The 19,105-nt window shown below is 46.9% G+C and carries 15 protein-coding genes; 11 read left to right on the forward strand and 4 right to left on the reverse strand.

What is annotated here, in order from left to right:
- Positions 1–65: 65 nt before the first annotated feature.
- From REC12_RS13300 to REC12_RS13315, 4 genes are all read right to left on the reverse strand, one after another.
- Positions 66–1,373 (reverse strand): thiolase family protein, encoded by a 1,308-nt coding sequence (locus tag REC12_RS13300; protein ID WP_308895198.1) that lies wholly within the window; start codon positions 1,371–1,373, stop codon positions 66–68.
- Between the two features lie 37 nt (positions 1,374–1,410).
- Positions 1,411–2,715, reverse strand: a complete 1,305-nt coding sequence (locus REC12_RS13305) for an acetyl-CoA hydrolase/transferase family protein (RefSeq protein ID WP_308895200.1) — start codon at positions 2,713–2,715, stop codon at positions 1,411–1,413.
- 302 nt (positions 2,716–3,017) lie between these two features.
- A complete protein-coding gene (locus REC12_RS13310; protein WP_308895202.1) occupies positions 3,018–3,767 on the reverse strand; it encodes an SDR family NAD(P)-dependent oxidoreductase in 750 nt (249 codons plus the stop codon).
- A 19-nt stretch (positions 3,768–3,786) separates the two neighbouring features.
- A complete protein-coding gene (locus tag REC12_RS13315) occupies positions 3,787–4,215 on the reverse strand; it encodes a MaoC family dehydratase (RefSeq protein ID WP_308895204.1) in 429 nt (142 codons plus the stop codon).
- Between the two features lie 151 nt (positions 4,216–4,366).
- Between REC12_RS13315 and REC12_RS13320 the strand changes: the two genes are divergently transcribed.
- From REC12_RS13320 to REC12_RS13370, 11 genes are all read left to right on the forward strand, one after another.
- Complete coding sequence (locus REC12_RS13320; protein WP_308895206.1) at positions 4,367–5,554, forward strand: thiolase family protein; 1,188 nt, start codon at positions 4,367–4,369, stop codon at positions 5,552–5,554.
- Positions 5,555–5,749: 195 nt separating this feature from the next.
- Complete coding sequence (locus tag REC12_RS13325) at positions 5,750–7,201, forward strand: sigma-54 interaction domain-containing protein (RefSeq protein WP_308895208.1); 1,452 nt, start codon at positions 5,750–5,752, stop codon at positions 7,199–7,201.
- Positions 7,202–7,495: 294 nt separating this feature from the next.
- Positions 7,496–8,734 carry an ABC transporter substrate-binding protein gene (locus tag REC12_RS13330; RefSeq protein WP_308895211.1) on the forward strand — a complete coding sequence of 413 codons (1,239 nt, stop codon included), beginning with the start codon at positions 7,496–7,498 and terminating at the stop codon, positions 8,732–8,734.
- 101 nt (positions 8,735–8,835) lie between these two features.
- Entirely contained in the window at positions 8,836–9,708 is an 873-nt protein-coding gene (locus REC12_RS13335) for a branched-chain amino acid ABC transporter permease (protein ID WP_308895214.1), read from the forward strand.
- Positions 9,692–11,476: a branched-chain amino acid ABC transporter ATP-binding protein/permease gene (locus REC12_RS13340; RefSeq protein ID WP_308895273.1), complete on the forward strand. Its 1,785-nt coding sequence runs from the start codon at positions 9,692–9,694 to the stop codon at positions 11,474–11,476. Before REC12_RS13335 ends, REC12_RS13340 begins: the two co-directional genes overlap by 17 nt.
- Positions 11,470–12,186, forward strand: coding sequence for an ABC transporter ATP-binding protein (locus tag REC12_RS13345; protein WP_308895216.1), 717 nt, complete (start codon positions 11,470–11,472; stop codon positions 12,184–12,186). The genes REC12_RS13340 and REC12_RS13345 overlap by 7 nt, the downstream gene beginning before the upstream one ends.
- A gap of 58 nt (positions 12,187–12,244) precedes the next feature.
- Positions 12,245–12,988 (forward strand): glucose 1-dehydrogenase, encoded by a 744-nt coding sequence (locus REC12_RS13350; RefSeq protein WP_308895219.1) that lies wholly within the window; start codon positions 12,245–12,247, stop codon positions 12,986–12,988.
- A gap of 638 nt (positions 12,989–13,626) precedes the next feature.
- Positions 13,627–15,552, forward strand: coding sequence for an OPT family oligopeptide transporter (locus tag REC12_RS13355; protein ID WP_308895221.1), 1,926 nt, complete (start codon positions 13,627–13,629; stop codon positions 15,550–15,552).
- Positions 15,545–15,928, forward strand: a complete 384-nt coding sequence (locus REC12_RS13360) for a PqqD family protein (protein WP_308895224.1) — start codon at positions 15,545–15,547, stop codon at positions 15,926–15,928. Before REC12_RS13355 ends, REC12_RS13360 begins: the two co-directional genes overlap by 8 nt.
- Before the next feature lie 2 nt (positions 15,929–15,930).
- Complete coding sequence (pepV, locus tag REC12_RS13365; protein ID WP_308895225.1) at positions 15,931–17,322, forward strand: dipeptidase PepV; 1,392 nt, start codon at positions 15,931–15,933, stop codon at positions 17,320–17,322.
- A 344-nt stretch (positions 17,323–17,666) separates the two neighbouring features.
- Complete coding sequence (locus REC12_RS13370; RefSeq protein ID WP_308895226.1) at positions 17,667–19,094, forward strand: sensor domain-containing diguanylate cyclase; 1,428 nt, start codon at positions 17,667–17,669, stop codon at positions 19,092–19,094.
- Positions 19,095–19,105: the final 11 nt, after the last annotated feature.

A 19,105-nucleotide genomic window follows, 5' to 3' on the forward strand; every position in this document is an offset into this window, starting at 1 on the left:
CAACCGTTTAGTTCCAAAGATATTATGGTTGGCGGTGGAAAGAGAGTTTTGATTTAGGTATAAGCCTATTCGACCCAAATTATTGCTCCGGCGCCTTGAGTTAAGCCGCCGCAGATAGCACAAGCCGCATAGCCGCCGCCGTTTGCTTGGAGATTATAAGCGGCAGTCATCATGATGCGGGCGCCGCTGGCCGTGTTGGGATGTCCGACGGCAATCGCACCCCCGTTAGGGTTGAGCTTTTCCTTGAGCTCTTGATAGCGGGCATTGTCATTATCCAAGAGCGGTTGAACTGTGGCTTCTTTGACCATCGCCCCGTAGTCGCCCTTGAGGAATCGTTCGTTGGATAAGAGCTTAAGGGAAACCAGGGGGACGCAGGCGAAGGCCTCATTGATTTCAATCACTTTAATGTCATCCATGGTCATTTTAGCGTCAGCAAGGCATTTCTTAATGGCGAAAGCTGGGGACACAGGCATAATTCTTGGCTGCAAGGCGATGGCGGAAATTGCAACCAGAGTATAGAGAACAGGCAAACCTAATTGCTCGGCCTTTTCCCGGGTTGTGATGATTTGAGCAGTGGCCCCGTCGTTCATTCCCGGGGAATTGCCTGCGGTACAGGTCGGATTGTCAAAAATCGGTTTTAGCTTGGCAAGTTTAGCCATACTGATATCGGGGCGGAACTGCTCATCAATCGTTAGGACTTTGGTCGAAATGATAGTTCCTTTTTTATCCTTTTGGCTTATTTCCAGGGGCTGCATCTCATGCTTGAAAAATCCGCGTTCCCAGGCTTTACCGTATTTAATATGGCTGCTCAGAGCCAACTCATCCTGTTCTTGGCGTGATACGCCATACTCAAGGGCTACATTGCCGGAATCCACAGCCACGGGGGCATAGTCCTTATAGCCCAGGGGGATAAGCGGGTCTTCGACCATAAAAGAGGAATGCTTCTTTCCCTCCCAACGAATGTCGCGGAGTAAAAAGGGAACAGTGCTGAAACTCGTTGACCCTCCGGTCATGACGATTTCCGCTTCCCCCAGTTTGATGCTGCGCGCCCCATATTTAACCGTGCTTAAGGCAGAGGTGCAGGCTTGGTCGAAAGCGAGGGAAGGGGTTTCGGGAGAAATTCCGGCTTTCAGCATAGTTTGACGTGCCACAACGGGTGTGAAGGGGTCCTTTGTGTTGCTGGTATCGCCGTTGCCCCACCACACCTCGTCAATTAAGGCTGGATCAAGGTTGATCTTTGCCAGCGCGTTTCTCATGGCAATGGCTCCGAGATCATAAATGTCCACATCTTTCATGGAGCCGCCGAATTTGCCAAAAGGGGTTCTGACTGCACTTACACAGACGATATCATTGTTACTTTTGGAAAAACCCATGACATTTCACCTCATTATAAAATTTAATTTTATAGATTTATAAAACCCGGCCATACAGTTCACGGTATTGGCGCTTTAGTTCAGTTCTGAATTCCGGATGGGCAATGCTGATCAGAGCCGCGGCCCTTTCTTTTTCCGATTTGCAGAACAAATTGACAGCTCCGTATTCGGTCACAACCCAGTGAACATCATTGCGGGTCGTGGTTACGGGGGTTCCCGCTTTTAATTGACAGGAAATTCTGGAGATAGTTCCCTTTTTGGCGGTAGACTGTAACACAATAATCGGCCGCCCGTTCTTGGCCGCCGCCGCGCCGCGGATAAAGTCTAATTGTCCGCCGATGCCGCTGTATTGCCTGGTCCCAAGGGCTTCGGCACATACTTGGCCGCTTAAATCAATTTCCAAGGCCGAATTGATGGCAACCATATTGTCATTTTGAGCGATGACACAGGGGTTGTTGACGTAATCAACCGGATGGAACTGGAACCTGGGATTCCTATTGATATATTCGTAAACCTTCCTGGTTCCTTCGGCAAAGGTGACGACGATTTTTCCCGGATTTAAGGTCTTTTTAAAGCCATTGACAATCCCGGCCTCTATCAGATCAATGAGACCATCGGAAAACATTTCCGTGTGAATCCCCAGGTCATTTTTATCCTTGAGGTAATGAAGTATGGCGTCCGGAATAGTTCCGGCGCCCATTTGCAGTGTGTCGCCATCTTTAATAAGTCCGGCTACATTTCGCCCTATGGCCTGAGTAACTTCATCCATGGCTGCAAAACGAGTGAGTTCCAGAATAGGTCCGTCGTTTTCTACGATGTAATCGAGATCGCTGACATGAACAAAGGTGTCTCCGTAGGTGCGCGGAACATTAGGGTTGACTTCGGCAATAACTGTTTTGGCGCACTTAACCAGTTCTTTGGAGTGATCGACTGACATTCCCAGACTGCAATAACCATGTTCATCAGGCGGGCTGACCATCGTAAGGAAGACATCAGACCCTAAGTAACCTTCGCGAAAAGCCCGGGGAAATTCGTGAAACATCAGCGGGAAAAAGGTTCCCCGGTTTTCCCAGATTGATTGGCGGGTATTCGCCCCCACAAACATGGATTTTAAAATAAAATGGCCCGCCATTTCGGGTTTGCAGTAAGGCGAACTGCCAAGGGCAACCCCTTGGATAAGGGTGACATTTTCCAGTTCCGCGTAACGGCCGGCCAGGGCGTTGACCAGCAGCTCCGATTCGCTGGCCGCATGACCGGGAATGACAAAATCCCCTGATTTGACGACGTTTACTGCTTCTCCGGCAGTGGTTAAGCGGCTCTTATACATTTCTCTCCAATCCATAGAGAAGGTGCTCCTTTCAAGATATAGAATTTGAATTGACCCAGGCTATTGCAAAATCAATGCCAAATACATTTGATGACAATAAATCAGAACTAAACTTAAAATTAATGCCAAAGCAAGTAGTCTTAATAATGGTATATATGGTAAATCTGCGACAGTTTCTGTTGCAAATTCACTATAGGCAGGCCATGTGCGGCAATTAAACTGGGCTGTTTGTAAGTACAAATGCTTCGAGGGATTTACGTGCTTTTTTTGAAAAAGCATAAAGGAGAGACCTCTCGTGCCGCTCAATTGAGGGCCGCCTAGCTGCAAAGGAAACCGCCGTCGACGAAAAGCGTCTGACCGGTTACATAATCTGAGGCTTGGGAACTGAGAAAAATAAGGGCACCTGCCAATTCTTCAGGCTCAGCCATTCTCCCCAAAGGAATACGCTGGAGAATAGCTTCGGCATCCTTTAAGGAGTCATTCATTCTGCCTTTAAAGTACCCGGGACCTATGGCATTGACGTTAATATTGTAAGGAGCCCATTCCAGAGCGAGAACTTTGGTGAACTGGATAACCGCCGCTTTAGAAGAAGAGTAAGGGCCTCTGGTCGGCAGGGCCTGAGATCCGATAACTGAGGTAATATTAATGACTTTGCCTTGCCTATTTTTAAGCAGAGTAGGTCCGACGGCCCGCGAACAAAGAAAAATTCCTTTGAGGTTTACGCGCATAACCTCATCCCATTGCTCTTCAGTCATGTTGACACATAATTCCCGGTGGTTAATCCCGGCGTTGTTGATGAGAATATCAATGGTGCCATATTCCTCCAGAGTTTGCCGTACCATGTTTGCAACGCTTTGCTCCTGACCGACGTCGACCTGTAGGGAGATACTTGAGCCACCTTTTTGCAGGATGGAGTCGCGTACCTCGCTGGCCTTCTTCAGAGTTCTGCTGGCACAGACGACGGATGCTCCCGCGGCGGCTAGAATTTGAGCCATGACCGAGCCTAAACCCTGTCCTGCTCCTGTGACCAGAGCAACCTTTCCGCTTAAGTTAAAGATGTCCTGCATTTTAATTTCCTTTCCTCAATTATTTTTCAGGCTGCGGAATATAGAGCAGGGCTTCGCCGTCCAAAACGACTTCATCCTTCTGATTCAGACAACGGGTGTGGAGCTTGAGCATCCGTTTTTTTTCAAGCTTTTCAATGATCGTCGATTCCGCCGAGACCGTATCATTGACATAAACAGGTTGCGTGAAACGAACACTTTGCGAAGCATAAATACTGCCCAGGATCTTGCCCAAAGTAGCCGACACAAATCCCAAGACATAAATGCCAGGCACAATAATGTCTTTGAATTGAGTCTTTTTGCTGTATTCACGATCGAGATGAATCGGGTTCATATCCCCTGTAAGTCCGCACCACATGACAATGTCAGCAGAGGTAATGGTTTTGGCATAATTAGTGGAATCACCAACTTTAAGATCCTCCCATGTTTTTACAGCCGTTTTATAATCCATCACTGTTCGCCTCACAAAATTTTTTAAAGATAGGACATTGCAAATTCCGTACCAGAACCCTGCTTACCGCTTACCTGAGAACCTCCTTAAAAATTGGCATCCTTCTTGCAAGAATATCGAAAATAAAAATTAAATGGGAAGGGGAATTTTTTTGCAATTAAGGGAAGCCGTTATTGTTGCCCCAGTGAGAACACCCGTTGGTAAATGCGGCGGAGTCCTTGCGGAAGTGCCGGCTTACAAGTTGGGAGCAGCTGTTATTAAAGCGACGATAGCAAGAGCGGGGATTGATCCTCTGGAAATTGACGATGTCATTATGGGAAATTTGTTTTCCTTTGACGTAGCCAATATGGCCCGTATGTGTGTATTGGAGGCAGGGTTACCGCTGGAAGTGCCGGGCTTAACTGTCGACCGGCAGTGCTCTTCGGCGCTAAATGCCATTATCCTGGCCGCTGCCCTCGTGATGAGCGGTTTGGGCAATGTTTATATAGCCGGGGGTACTGAAAGTGATTCGCGAAGACCTTATGTCCTGGAACGGGCGGATAAGGCTTATAAAGTGCAGACAGCGCCGAAATTTTTTGGCATTCAGGTTTCGCCGCCCCAAATCGGCAATCCGCCGATGGGAATAACGGCTGAAAATGTGGCTGATCTCTACGGAATTACCCGCAAGGAAATGGATGAATTTGCCTATCAAAGCCACAGGAAAGCTCTGGCAGCGGTGGCGAGGGGAGCCTTTGAGGAACAGATCGTACCGGTCGTGATTCCTCAGCGCAAAGGTGATCCTCTAGTTGTTTCCCGCGATGAGTGCCCGCGGCCGGATATTAGTATCGAGGTATTGTCAAAGTTAAAACCGGCTTTTAAAGAGGGCGGGACGGTTACGGCGGGTAATAGCTCTCCCATGAACGATGGAGCCTCCGCCTGTATCGTTATGTCGAGAGAAAGGGCTGAAGAGCTGGGACTTGATTGGCTGCTGAAGTTCAAAGCCTATGCCGTGACGGCATTAGACCCTAATTACATGGGCCTGGGCCCTATTCATTCAACCCGCAAACTTTTAAGACAAACAGGTACGACAGTCAAAGATTTTGATACCTTAGAATTAAATGAGGCCTTTGCAGCCCAAGCGATAGCCTGTATTCGGGATTTAGGCTTTGAGAAGGAAAAAGTCAATCTCAATGGCGGTGCTATTGCTTTGGGACATCCGCTGGCAGCTACAGGCGGAATTTTAACGGCTAAACTTGCTTACCTTATGCGCGAGCAAGAGCTTAAAAACGGCTTGGTCTCCTTTTGTTGCGGCGGAGGACAGGGCGTCACGGCCTGGTTTGAGTCGAGGTCAAGATCTTAAAATAAGTCTTAAGTAAAGATAAAAACAAAGCCGGTTAGAGCTATACAAACGAATTTTTGTAAGTCGACCGGCTTTGTTATTTTTTAAGTATTGTGGAAGCTTTTAAAATTAAATATAATTTAGTTAGATTATCTAATTTTTTGTCAGTGAATCATTTAACGTTTATTTAAATAATTAACAAAAGGGTGGCAATAAATGATTGAGACAAAAAGTGCTTTTAAGGGCAACGCCTATTATCTTAAAGAAATCATGGATAATTCGTATGATTCGATTTTTGTTACCGATGCCGTAGGTAATATTTTGATGGCCAATCCGACATCTGAACGGCTTTTGAACTTGCCGGCAGCGGAAATGGTCGGCAAAAATATTCGCGAACTTATTGAAAAAGGCTATTGGGATAAATCAATTGCCTTAGAGGCTATTGAGAAGAGAACAACGGTGACGGGAGTACTTAAAACCCGGGCTGGAGTGCATCTGATGTGCACCAGCCGGCCCTTATTTGATGCCGACGGAAATATTACAATGGTTATCAGCAATAGCCGGGCTCAGGATACCCTTGTGAAATTAGCTCAAACCTTGGACAAAGAGCGTGAACTTGTTCAACGCTATAAAGATGAAGTTCAATATTTGCGCAATCAGGATTTAAAAAACCGGCATCTGGTTGCCGAGAGTCTGGCCATGAAGAACTTACTGCTTAAAGCTAATACGGTCGGACCCACGGACTCCTCCGTTTTATTATATGGCGAATCCGGTACGGGCAAGGAAGTATTGGCAAAGTATGTCCACAGTATCAGTCGCCGCTCTAAAGAAGCTTTTATCACGGTTAATTGTTCGGCGATTCCGGAGAACCTGATTGAGGCTGAATTATTTGGGTTTGAAAAAGGCTCCTTTACAGGAGCGGACGCCAAAGGGAAACCGGGTTTATTTGAACTGGCTGATAAGGGGACGATTTTCCTGGATGAGATTGGTGAGATGCCCCTCATACTTCAGGCCAAATTATTGCGTGTCTTAGAAAACGGCGATGTCAGAAGAATAGGGGGCACAGCCTCCCGCAAGGTTGACTTTCGCTTAGTTTGTGCGACAAATCGTGATTTAAAGGTGATGGTTGCCAATAAAACCTTTCGGGAAGATCTTTTTTACCGGATTAATGTTGTTCCCCTGCGCTTAACTCCTCTGCGCGAACGGTCCGAGGATATCATGGCTATGAGTGACATCTTTTTAGAAGAGTTAAATAGAAAATACGGTTATGAAAAGGTATTTTCCGAAGAAACTCTCAAAGGCTTTCTGAACTATAATTGGCCGGGCAATGTCCGCGAACTTCGCAATTTGATCGAGCGCTTAGTTATAACAACTGTGGGGCGGGTTATTGATTATCAAGTTGAGGAAATAACTAATTTATCGCGCAATGTTGTTGCCAACCTAAATCCTAACCAAAATGAATCCTTTTCGATTAGCGTAAGCTCAAAAGCTCCGCTCAAAAAAATTATGGACCAAGTGGAGAAGGAATATATTAAAAATATTTTACATGAATGTAATAGCTGCGTGAGTGAGGCCGCACGGATACTGGGCATCGACCGTTCGGCTATCTACAGAAAGGTTCATGTCGTCAATCTGCGGGATCAGGAAGCCAAAAAATATGGATATTAATCAAAGCCTCTTCAGGAGTTCTGGAGAGGCTTTGATTTTCAGGCCTTAACTTTATTGTTGAAGAAATAAGACATATTGCAAATTTACTATAGTTCATATTGTAAATTTGCAATATGAACAGATCAACTTACCAACAAGTTTATTGAAAATTCTTGAAAACCACTTTAATGGTTGTATCTTGAAGATGAAAAAGCATGTTTAAAAACTGGCACATTTTTTGCAAGTTGGAAAATGCCAAGTGTGTCAGAAGTAAAAAAAATCACTCAATTATTATTTTTAGGAGGGGAAAAATTAATGAAAGATTTGTCTCGTCGTAAATTTATGCTTTCGGGCGCGGCTACATTAGCAGCTTTGGCTTTTCCAAGCATTCTTTTGACAGGGTGTGGAAGTTCCCCAACTCAATCCTCAACTCAGTCCGGTGATAAGGGCAAAAAGGAATTTGTCATAGGGGTTATCGGGGCGATGACCGGAGCCAGTGCCCAGTTGGGAAATAACGCCAAATATGGTACTACGATTGCAGTCGATGAGGTCAATGCTAAAGGCGGGATTAATGGCGTTCCCGTTCGTTTGGTTATCCTTGACGACGAGGCAGATCCCACTAAATCCCTTAATCTGGCACGCGAACTTGTGACGAAGGAAAAAATTGACGCCTTTATTGGGCCTACCAATACGACCTGTGCCAAAGCTATTCAGCCCTATCTGAATCAGAATAAAATAATCCACCTCAACGGCGGGTGCACCGGAGCGGTGCTTATCGACGAAAAGCAGTTCCCGTATTCTTTTAGAACCCACATCAATGACCGGGACCAGGCCATATTTATGGTGAAACGGGCTATAAACAAGGGACGCCAGCACATAGCCATGGTTCATGATACTACGGCCCTGGGAAGCGGAGCTAAAACAGATATGGAAGCCGCCTTTAAACAATTGGGCAAGCAGCCGGCCGTCGATTGCCCTTACAACGTAGGCGATGTCGATATGCTGCCCGTGGCCCAAAAAATCAAGGGCGCTCAATGTGACTCGGCTTTGTTTTTTACCTTGGGGGTTGACGGAGCTCAAATTGCCAAAGCTCTGGAGAAAATTGATTACTTGCCTCCCAAAATCGAAATTCACGGCTACACAAGTGTCGGTCAGCCTGCTTACCGGGATCTCGCGGGAACCGCCGCCAAGGGAACTCTTGTCAATACGCCGACTAAGTGCACCTATAAAGAAAATCAGCCGCTCCCTGCCCGGCAGGCCGCCTTAGTCAAAGCCTTCGAAGATAAATTCGGTGCCAAGGCGACGGATGAGATAATTTTTGCTACTGCCGTTTCCTTCTATGACTGTGTTTATATTATCAAAGAAGGGGTAGAGAAAAATAAAAGTTATGAGGCCGATAAGATCAAAACAGCTATCGAATCTATCAGCAAATATGACGGTGCTAACTCCGACTATCAATTTGCTCCCAACAAACACGACGGCAACGATCCTTCACAATTATCCGTTGGTTTGGTCACCCAGTATAATAAAGGTCTCTTCCAGTTAGTTGAATAAACCTAACATTGGTGGAATAACTTGGCTAAGTTATTCCACCGAACATTCTAGCAGATTATTCGCCGCAGTGAATTCGGAAACTAATCAAAGGAAGTGATGGAATGTTTCAAGCTTTGGAGAGCGGAATGGTCATGGGATGTATCTATGCCCTGCTGGCCTTGGCTATTAATATCATTTATTCCACGACGGGTATCATCAATTTCGCCCACGGTGAAATTGTTATGCTGGGAGCTATGTTTGGGCTCACCTTTATTGTAACCGCCGGGATTCCCTTCCTTCCCGGCCTTATACTGGCTTGCCTGGCCGTGGCCATTATAGCCATCCTATTGTACTATGGCACGGTTCGGCCTTTTGGCGACAAATTAGGCAATTCCCTGGGCTGGTTGATGGCAACCCTTGGCGCCGGCATTGTCTTTACCAATGTCGCCATGCTTGTCTGGGGTACTCAGCCTAAAGCATTTCCGCCGATTGGCGGGTCCGAATTAGTCAATATCCTGGGCATAAAAATACTCCCGCATGATATTTGGGTGCTGGTTATTACCTTTTTAATAGCCCTTTTTTTCAATGTCGTACTGGGGAAAACAATCCTTGGCAGTGCCATAAAGGCTACGTCCTTTAGCCATAACGTCACAAGGCTGATGGGGATAAGTTCTCAGAAAATAATTCTCGCCTGTTTTGCGATGAGCGGTATTATTGCCGCTATTGCCGGTATCTTAATCAGTCCGATAACCTTTGTCGGGCCTCAAATGACGGCGACTATAGGTTTAAAAGGATTTGGGGCAGCCATTATTGGCGGTGTCGGAAACAGTAAAGGGGCTTTTGCCGGAGGACTGTTGTTGGGAATATTAGAAGCTCTGGCTATGACTCAGGTGACACCGGGCTATAAAGATGCAATCGCCTTCTTGATTATCATAGTGGCTATTAGTATCAAACCGGAAGGGATATTTGGTGTGGCATATGAGAAGAAAGTTTAATAAAGAGCAAAAATTAATAGTTCTCTTGGGCGCCCTGGTACTGATCGGGTTTTTGGCCGGTCCCGCAGCCGGCTCCTATTACTTAAGGCTTTTAAGTCTGACCTTGATCTATTTGGTCCTGACGACAGGCCTGAATATAGTGGCGGGATATGCCGGACAGGTGTCTTTGGGTCAGGCGGGTTTGTATGCCGTAGGCGCCTATACGGGGGGCATCCTGGGGGCAAATCTGGGTTTGTCGTTTTGGCTGTGTTTACCTGCCGCCATGGCAGTGGCCGGCATTTGCGGTTTTATCGTAGGTATTCCCACGCTGAGAGTATCCGGACTTTATTTGGCTCTTGTCACTATTGGCTTCGGGGTTATCGTGGAAAAAGTTTTAGTGGAGTGGGCAGCACTTACAGGAGGACCCGGTGGCATTTCAGTCCCTTTCATCGAAATAGGGGGACAGCCTTTAAGCGAGTCGCAGGTCTATTATCTGCTTTTGGCTATCTGCCTGCTGGTATTGTGGCTGGCCAATAATCTGATGAAAAGTCCGATTGGCAGAGCCTTTTCAGCCATAAGAGACAATGAAACAGCGGCGGGCTGTATGGGCATCAACATCATGGGCTACAAGTTGATGGCCTTTGTCTTAAGCGCAGTGTTGGCGGGATTGGCAGGCTGCCTCTATACATTTTTGAGCAGTTATATCAGTCCGGATACGTTTACCTTTAACCTCTCGGTTTTCTTCCTCCTGACTATCATTATCGGGGGGCAGGGGACGATAGCCGGACCGATTATCGGCACGTTGCTGTTAACTATCCTTCCCGAATACTTACAAGCCTTGGAACAGTATCGTTTGATTGTCTATGGTTTATTACTGATTGTTGTCGTAATTGGTCTGCCCTATGGTATAAGCGGCGCCATCATCAGAAAGTTCCCCAAATTAACTGATGTGGAAAAACCCAGGGAAATTGCAATAGATCCTATCGCCGATAGACACCAGAACAAGGAGAACGCTACTTTGCTGGTTCTGGAAAACGTCACCAAACGTTTTGGGGGATTGAATGCCATCCAAGATATGTCCCTGGCGGTTAAAAAAGGCTCGGTTCATTCTTTAATCGGACCCAACGGCGCAGGCAAGAGCACGATGATCAACATCATCACGGGCGTATATAAGCCTAACGAAGGCCGGGTCCTGTTTAACGGTCAGGAAATCAACAATATAAAACCTTACAAAATTGCTTTGGCCGGAATTAGCCGCACCTTCCAAAGTGTTCAGGTATTCGGAAAAATAAGCGTTCTGGAAAATATCATGGTCGGCCGGCATGGTCAATACCACAGCAACTTGTTTGATTTTACCTTTAAATCCGGCCGGGGCCGCAGGGAAGAGAAGGTTGCCCGCCAACGTGCTTGGGCTTTGCTGAGGATGGTGGGCTTGGAGGACAGAGCCGGCGAGTTTGCCGACAGTCTATCCGCCGGACAGCAGAGATTGCTGGAAATTGCCCGGGCTTTGGCCATGGAACCGGACTTGCTGTTACTGGATGAGCCGGCGGCCGGGCTTAATGAGGTCGAGATCAGAAATTTAGCTCAGATTATTGAGGAAATAAAGAGTAGGGGAATCACTATTCTTTTAATCGAGCACCACATTGATTTTGTCATGAATATTTCGGACGCCATTACTGTTCTCAACTTTGGTAAGAAGCTGGCTGAGGGTACTCCGCTGGAAATACAGGGGAATCAAGAAGTCATTGAAGCTTACCTCGGTAAAGACGAGGTGGTGGAAGTATGCTGAAAGTCAATAATATTAATGTCAGCTACGGCAAGGTAGAGATTATCAAGCAGGTTTCTTTTGAGGTAAATCAGGGGGAAGTTGTCGTTATTATCGGAGCTAACGGGGCGGGTAAAACCACAATCATGAAAACAGTAACAGGTTTGCTTAAACCGACTCAAGGTGAGATTACTTTTGAGGGCCGGACTATCTCCCGTACGCCGGCAGAGAAAATAGTGAAGCTGGGGCTGGCCATGTGCCCTGAAGGCAGACAGGTATTTCCTCAGCACACGGTGTATGAAAATCTTGTCCTGGGAGGATATCTGGTTAGGAGAGACAAACAAAAGTTTCTCAAGTCTATTGAGCAGATGTACGATCTTTTCCCCATTTTGCAGGAACGGTCCCAACAGTTCGCAGGGACTCTGAGCGGCGGGGAACAGCAAATGCTGGCTATTGCCCGGGCGATGATGTCGAGGCCTAAGTTGCTGTTGCTTGACGAGCCCTCTGCCGGTTTAGCGCCGATTTATGTCAAAAGCATTTTTGATATGCTTCAGAAACTTTCGGAGCAAGGGACGACGATCTTGCTGGTTGAACAAATGGCCAACATGGCGTTAAAGGTCGCCGATAGAGCCTATGTCTTGGAAACCGGCCGCATTGCCCTGGGAGGGGAAGCAGCCGAAATCCGCAATGATCCCAAGGTTGTGGAAAGCTATCTCGGAGCGAAAAAGTATTAAAGCGTTTATTGCTCTTGTTATTTATTATAATTTATAATTAAGGAAGAAGGAGTTATTCATGTCGAAGTTCGAGGGAAGAGTTGCCGTAATTACAGGTGGAGCCAAAGGTATCGGGGAGTCGATTGTGAGAAAATTTTACGCCGAGGGCGCCAAGATTGCCATTATGGACGTCAATGCCGCCGGAGCTCAACAATTGGCCTTGGAACTTGATCCCAGCGGCGATAAGGCCATGGGGCTGGGATGTAATATCGTCAACCGTCCCGAGGTAAAAGCTGCTTTTGCAGCCATTGCCGCAAAGTTTGGTACCGTGGATATCCTGGTCAATAACGCCGGAATTACCCGGGATGCCATCTTTCATAAAATGACTGAGAAACAATGGGATGATGTTATTGCCGTCAATGGCAAAGGACTGTTCAATTGCACCCAGGAAGCCTGGCTGCTTATGAAAGCTCAGAAATACGGAAAGATTTGCAATTTGTCTTCAACAAATGCCAGCGGCGAAGCCGGACAGGCTAATTATGCCTTTACCAAAGCAGGGATTATTGCTTTTACTAAGAGTTTGGCAAAAGAAGGGGGCCGGCATAATATTAATGTCAACTGTGTGCGCCCTGGCGTGATTGATACTGAGATGATGCGGGCTGTACCTGAAGAGGTGCTGGAGGATTTAGTTGCTAAGACGGCGTTTAAACGCATGGGAAAACCGTCGGAAGTGGCGGACGTCATCGCCTATTTGTGCAGTGAAGAAGCCTCCTGGGTCACGGGTGAAGAACTTTTAGTGGCCGGTGGATTTATGTACAGATAATCCGGGAGCTTAGTTAAATAATGGCATTTAGCCGCTGACTAATCCGCTCTAAGACTCCCGCTGCGGCAAGCGGTGAGTTAAGAGCGGCCAAGTCCCTGGATAAGTGCGACTAAGCTTCAGATGGAGTTAAAACTCCACCTGAAGCAAGTCTTCTTTATTTGGTCATTAGCCCGTGAGGATATAGTAATATTATAGATAATCATAATTGTAATTATAATCGTAATCATAGTCATAGTATAGAAAACCGGATGTGTTTTCTCCTTTTTGTGGAGAATTGCATCCGGTTTTTCAGTTAGCAAGGTTGGTAAAGTGTCGCCTAAATTTTCAGGAAAATTTCTGTCAGAGGTTTAGGGAGTCAGCCAGAGGATTCCTATGCTGCTTTGTGTGGGGAAACATGGCTCTCTTAGTAAGAGCTGTTGTAGTACTCTATGAGTGGACAATGGCCGAAAATGTCCTCGTGTAGAGGACAAAGCTGTTTTGGGCCATTTTGAAATAGTGTGAATTTAGTCCTTAATAGATTTAAACAACTGGAGGATAGCATGTAAACAGTGTGCCGCAATTATTTTGATATTTGAATGTAAAATGTAAAATAATATAAAATCATGTCGAAATATTAATCTATCTTAGGAGGTTACAGAATGGAAAAGAAAGGCCTGGATCATTCGGCCTACGGCGGAGTCAGTGGAGAGGATTATATTCCTTACATACCTGCCAGCGAGGCCATGCCTGAAATCACAGTGGTGTCCATCATCATGGGGGTTTTGCTTGCGGCACTTTTTGCTGCCGCCAATACTTACCTCGGCTTAAAAGTAGGGATGACCATTGCGGCAGGCATTCCCTCGGCGGTTCTGGCTACCGGAATTCTTAAAGGGCTCTTTAAGCGGAATAACGTCTTAGAAGCTAATATGATTCAATCCATTGCCGCTATGGGCGAAGCACTGGCCGGGGGGATAATTTTTACTCTGCCGGCAATTATCATCTGGGGTTTAGAGTTAAAATTGTCGACGATTGTAGTCGCCACCTTGTTGGGAGGCTTAATCGGTATTTTCTTCGTTGTTCCCCTGCGCAAATATCTTACCGTTGAAGAACACGGAAAACTTATTTTTCCCGAGAGTATGGCTGCTGCTGAAATCCTGGCTACAGGCAGTTCGGGGGGCAGCGGATTTAAGACAGTACTTACAGGCTTGTTGTACGGCGGCGGGTATAAACTTTTATCCGGCGGTTTTGCCCTCTGGATGGAAGAACCGCAGTGGACCATCAAGTCGCTGCAGAGTACTGTCTTTGGCATTGATACTCTGGCTTCCCTGGCCGGAGTAGGTTTTATTATCGGCATTGAGGCTGCACTTTACATGTTTGCTGGTGCTCTGGTAGCCTGGTTTGGTTTAATTCCTTTAATTAAATACGTCGGTGCGGGGCTGACCACACCCTTGTTTCCTTCCCAGACCTTAATCTCGCAAATGAGCGCCTCCGCTATCTGGAGCAGTTATATCAGATACGTAGGGGCCGGGGCAGTGGCCGCCGGCGGCTTTATCAGTTTGGGCAGATCCTTGCCCACCATCATCCGTTCCTTCAGATCGGCCATGGGGGGGCTGGGTAAAGGAAGCGCCAGTACCAAACGTACGGATGTAGACGCTCCTATAATCTGGGTTATTGGGGCAGCGGTCTTTGTTTTCCTCCTGGCTTGGCTTTTGCCGATGATATCTATCGGCCCGATAGGATCTTTTCTGGTAGTCATTTTCGCCTTTTTCTTTGCCGTGGTGTCCGCCAGAATGTGCGGTATAATCGGCGCTTCGAACAATCCGGTATCCGGAATGACCATTGCTTCGTTGCTTTTCATCACAGCTGTCCTGAAAGCTACGGGCATGACCGGTCAGCAAGGTATGATCGCCGCTATTCTGGCCGGTTCTATCGTCTGCATCGCTATCGCCGTATCCGGTGATGCCGCCCAAGCGCTTAAGACCACCCACATCATTGGGGGCACACCGAAGCGGGTAGAATTCAGCATGTACGCCGGTGTGGTTTTTTCCTCCGTTTTTTCCGGTTTAGTGCTGCTTATGCTCAATCATACCTACGGAATCGGTTCCGATGCCGTTGCGGCTCCTCAGGCGACTTTAATGTCCATGGTGGTTAAAGGAGTTATGACAGGACAACTGCCCTGGGTTCTGGTTATCATCGGGGTAACCTTCGGAGTAATGTGCGCTTTAATGAGATTGCCGATTTTGCCCGTCGCCCTGGGGCTTTATCTGCCCATTCATCTCAGTGCCGGTATCCTGATCGGCGGTTTGGTAAGGGTGCTGGTTGACTACAAGTTCCGCAACAACAGTGCGCAACAAAAGGAACGGGTGGAAAAAGGCATTCTGCTCTCTTCGGGTCTGGTCGCCGGGGATGCTATCATGGGCATTGTGATTGCGCTTTTTGCTACGCTAAGTGTCAACATCGGTTTTGGAGCCAATATTTTACCGGGCATCACTGGCAGCCCTTATACTGCGACCATACTTTATGTTCTCTTAGCGATCTGGATGTATCGTGTTACAATTAAGAAAGATGGAAAACAGAATGGCTAAGCCAATGTCTATTCTCAGGCAGAAAAAGCGAGAAGATAATTATTTGTGTTATATCCCCCGGAGACAACACAAACAGTGGGAAATTCGCGATGGCAAAGTGCTGCTTCTCTTTGAACATGACAAACTGATTGAAAAGTTTGCGCGCTGGTTGGTGAAAAAACCCTATAGCAGTGATCTTGAATTGGATGAAATAGGCTCTCAGGTCTGGTCCTATATTGATGACCGGAGTACAGTGTTCGAGATCGGACAAAAACTGCAAACAGATTTTGGGGCGGAGTTTGATCCCAGGTATCAGAGACTAATCTCCTATTTGAACTATCTTAATAAAAAAGGTTGGATCTTGTTTAGGAGAAGTCCGCAAATGGAGGAGGGTTAAAGATGGAACTAAATCAACAAATTGAGCGCTATAAAGACGACCTGGTTCAATCCGTTCAGGAACTTGTGCGCATCAGGAGCGTTCAGGAGGAGGCCCTGGAAGGTATGCCTTTCGGTGCTGCCGTTAATGAGGCTCTCAATAAAGCACTGGCGCTTTCCCGGGAAATGGGTTTCCGAACAGTCAATTTAGACGGCTACATCGGCTATGCCGAGTACGGTGAGGGAGAAGACTACGTGGGAGTCCTCGGGCATCTTGACGTGGTGCCTGAAGGCGACGGCTGGCTTTATCCCCCTTACGCCGCGGAAATTCATGACGGGAAAATTTATGGACGGGGAACCATGGATGATAAAGCGCCGATTGTGGCTGCCCTTTTTGGCCTGAAAGCGCTTAAGGATCTGCAGCTGCCTTTAAAGCATAGGGTCAGAGTTATATTTGGCACCAATGAAGAAAGCGGCTGTCAGGAAATGGAGCACTATCTGGCCCATGAAAAGGTCCCAATATCCGGTTTTACACCTGACGCCGAATATCCGATTATCTATGCCGAAAAAGGAATTACTTTTTTAGATTTGGTGAAAGAACTGGGTCGGGGAGATGAGGGCGAGGTCGTAATTAAGAGTATTAAAGGAGGGCAAAGGGCCAATATGGTGCCGGATTACTGCGAGGCTGCAATCCTGGCAAAGGACCCGGCTCAAGTCAGCCAAATCGTTGAAGACTTCGCCGGCACTACCGGTTACCCTATTTGGGCCGAGTCTCAGGACAACACTGTGTTTATTAAAACCAAGGGTGTTTCAGCTCATGGCAGCCTGCCTCACTTGGGCAAGAATGCCATCATGCAGATGTTTCAATGCTTGGAGAAATTGCCTTTGGGTAACGGCGAGACGGCCAAATTTATCGCTTTTCTCAATAACTATGTCGGGATGGAGACGGACGGCAAGTCTTTTGGGGTCGGCCTTGAGGACAAAGAGTCCGGGAAGTTGTCCTTTAATGTGGGGATTATTTCCCTGGAGAACAACGAAGTGCGCTTGACTTTAAATTTACGCTATCCGGTAACTTATCGCCTTGAGGATATGCTGGATTTGCTCTACCAGCGCTTGGAGGGGACAGGAATCGGGGTTGAACTCAGCCTGCACCAAAAGCCTTTGTATTTTCCTGTTGATCATCCTTTAATTAAATCCTTGCAGAAAGTCTATACGGAACAGACTGGCCAGGAGGCCACTTTGTTAGCGATCGGCGGCGGTACTTACGCCAAAGAAATGCCTAATATTGTCGCCTTTGGGCCGATACTGCCCGGGGAAGAGGATCTTGATCACCAGGCCAACGAGTATATTGAGATCGAACATTTGCTGCTTAACGCTAAGATCTATGCTCATGCAATCTATGAATTAGCTAAGTAACAAGACCAATAAATAAGCAGTTATCTTTATTGGAAAGTGAAGGACACCTGATTGGTTTGTCTTACCAGGGAGTATCATTGACGCTTAAAACTTTAGGCGTCTTTTTTCTATATGTTTTGAAGTTGGAGGATATTAGCAAACTATATAGAATAAAAGGAGTACGGAAATTTTGCCTTTTCCTTGCCTAAAGGGATAAGAGCTTATGCGCTATCAGGATGGAATAATTAACGATCCGATGTTAAAGCTAAAAGGATTAGCGAGGAGCTTATTATCGAGAGACCGCCAGACAAAGGTTTATTTAAAATTTAGTTGACTTATTTACATTGCAAAGAAGGTATTTAAGTTTGAGCTCTTCTGTCGGAACTAACAAACAACAAGAACAATTACATAAGCTGAATGCTGCACTGGCCGAACTGTCGTCCGCAATCATTAGTCCGGCCGCTACCATTGATCAGGTGTACCGGATCGTCTTAGATAAGTCAAAATCTTTAACTGAGAGTCAGCACGGCTTTGTTTCTACTATTGAGTCCAAAACACAGGCCCACATCAGCAACACCTTGACAGACATGCTCAGAGAAGGTTGTTCCGTTCCGGCCTCATTGTACGCTTTGCCGGAAAAACCACATTCTTTATATCATGGCTTATGGGGCCACGCTCTTAACACCCGCACTGCATTTTTTACCAACAGCCCGGGGAGACATCCGGCAGCAAAAGGGTTGCCCCAAGGACATTTAGCACTGCAAAATTATCTTGCAGTGCCTATTATGTTTGGCGGAAACCTTTTGGGACAAATAGCCTTAGCTAATTCCCCGCGCGGCTATAGTGAAGAAGATTTGAGGATGATCTCCAGGTTGGGGGAACTGTATGCCATAGTGTTACACAACCGGAACCAGGAAAATGAGCTGCGCAGCAGCGAAGAGCGGTTCCGGTTGATGGTTGAAACAGTGCCTTTTCCGCTGGTTGTCACGGGATTAGCGGACCAGTCCGTCCTTTATATTAATCACTTTGCCGCGGAATTGTTCCAAGTCCCGCCCCAGGAAGCGGTAGGCAGGAAAGTCTCGGCTTACTTCGCTTTACCGGAGGAACGGCTGAAAATTTTTGTGGAAATTCAGAAAAGAGGCCGGGTGCTTGACCGGGAACTGCAGCTGAGAGATGAACAGGGTCGGGCCTTTTGGGTGTTGCTCTCCGCAACTCAAGTGGAATGGGCTGGTGATCCGGTTATAATGGCGGCGATCAATGATATTACCGCCAGAAAATTGATCGAAGAAGAGTTAAATCGCCTGGCAACGACGGATTCTTTAACGGGTATTTTCAACCGCCGCCAGTTTCTGTCTTTGGGCGAACAGGAGATCAGCAAGGCCCACCGCTACCGCAGACCGGTGTCTTTGATAATTTACGATGTGGATCATTTTAAAGCGGTTAATGATACATACGGACATCAAACGGGCGACATTGTTTTAAAGGAAATTACCAAGGCGGTAAATCAGCAGCTGAGAAGCAGTGATATCGTGGGAAGGATCGGGGGAGAGGAGTTCGCTATTATCCTCCCGGAGACTCAAATTTCGGAGGCGCTGCTTGTAGCGGAGCGCATACGTGCTGCCATCGAAAATCTACTGGTTGAGTTCAACGGGATAACTTTGCACATAACAGCCAGTTTCGGAGTTACGGACCAGCCGGAAAATGATTGTTCCTTGGATAAAATGTTCAATCGCGCTGACGGCGCTTTGTATGAAGCCAAAGAGCGGGGGAGAAATTGTATCCGTCAAAAGTAAAGGCACGGAGG

It is taken from the genome of Candidatus Desulfosporosinus nitrosoreducens, from assembly GCF_030954495.1.
Lineage (GTDB): Bacteria > Bacillota > Desulfitobacteriia > Desulfitobacteriales > Desulfitobacteriaceae > Desulfosporosinus > Desulfosporosinus nitrosoreducens.

Excerpts from the sequence above, each read along its gene's own strand:
- REC12_RS13335 (WP_308895214.1), top strand. The coding sequence starts at position 8,836 with ATGTTTCAAGCTTTGGAGAGCGGAATGGTCATGGGATGTATCTATGCC.
- REC12_RS13325 (WP_308895208.1), top strand. The coding sequence starts at position 5,750 with ATGATTGAGACAAAAAGTGCTTTTAAGGGCAACGCCTATTATCTTAAA.
- REC12_RS13350 (WP_308895219.1), top strand. The coding sequence starts at position 12,245 with ATGTCGAAGTTCGAGGGAAGAGTTGCCGTAATTACAGGTGGAGCCAAA.
- REC12_RS13345 (WP_308895216.1), top strand. The coding sequence starts at position 11,470 with ATGCTGAAAGTCAATAATATTAATGTCAGCTACGGCAAGGTAGAGATT.
- REC12_RS13305 (WP_308895200.1), bottom strand. The coding sequence starts at position 2,715 with ATGGATTGGAGAGAAATGTATAAGAGCCGCTTAACCACTGCCGGAGAA.
- REC12_RS13355 (WP_308895221.1), top strand. The coding sequence starts at position 13,627 with ATGGAAAAGAAAGGCCTGGATCATTCGGCCTACGGCGGAGTCAGTGGA.
- REC12_RS13310 (WP_308895202.1), bottom strand. The coding sequence starts at position 3,767 with ATGCAGGACATCTTTAACTTAAGCGGAAAGGTTGCTCTGGTCACAGGA.
- REC12_RS13340 (WP_308895273.1), top strand. The coding sequence starts at position 9,692 with ATGAGAAGAAAGTTTAATAAAGAGCAAAAATTAATAGTTCTCTTGGGC.
- pepV (WP_308895225.1), top strand. The coding sequence starts at position 15,931 with ATGGAACTAAATCAACAAATTGAGCGCTATAAAGACGACCTGGTTCAA.
- REC12_RS13315 (WP_308895204.1), bottom strand. The coding sequence starts at position 4,215 with ATGGATTATAAAACGGCTGTAAAAACATGGGAGGATCTTAAAGTTGGT.
- REC12_RS13330 (WP_308895211.1), top strand. The coding sequence starts at position 7,496 with ATGAAAGATTTGTCTCGTCGTAAATTTATGCTTTCGGGCGCGGCTACA.
- REC12_RS13360 (WP_308895224.1), top strand. The coding sequence starts at position 15,545 with ATGGCTAAGCCAATGTCTATTCTCAGGCAGAAAAAGCGAGAAGATAAT.
- REC12_RS13300 (WP_308895198.1), bottom strand. The coding sequence starts at position 1,373 with ATGGGTTTTTCCAAAAGTAACAATGATATCGTCTGTGTAAGTGCAGTC.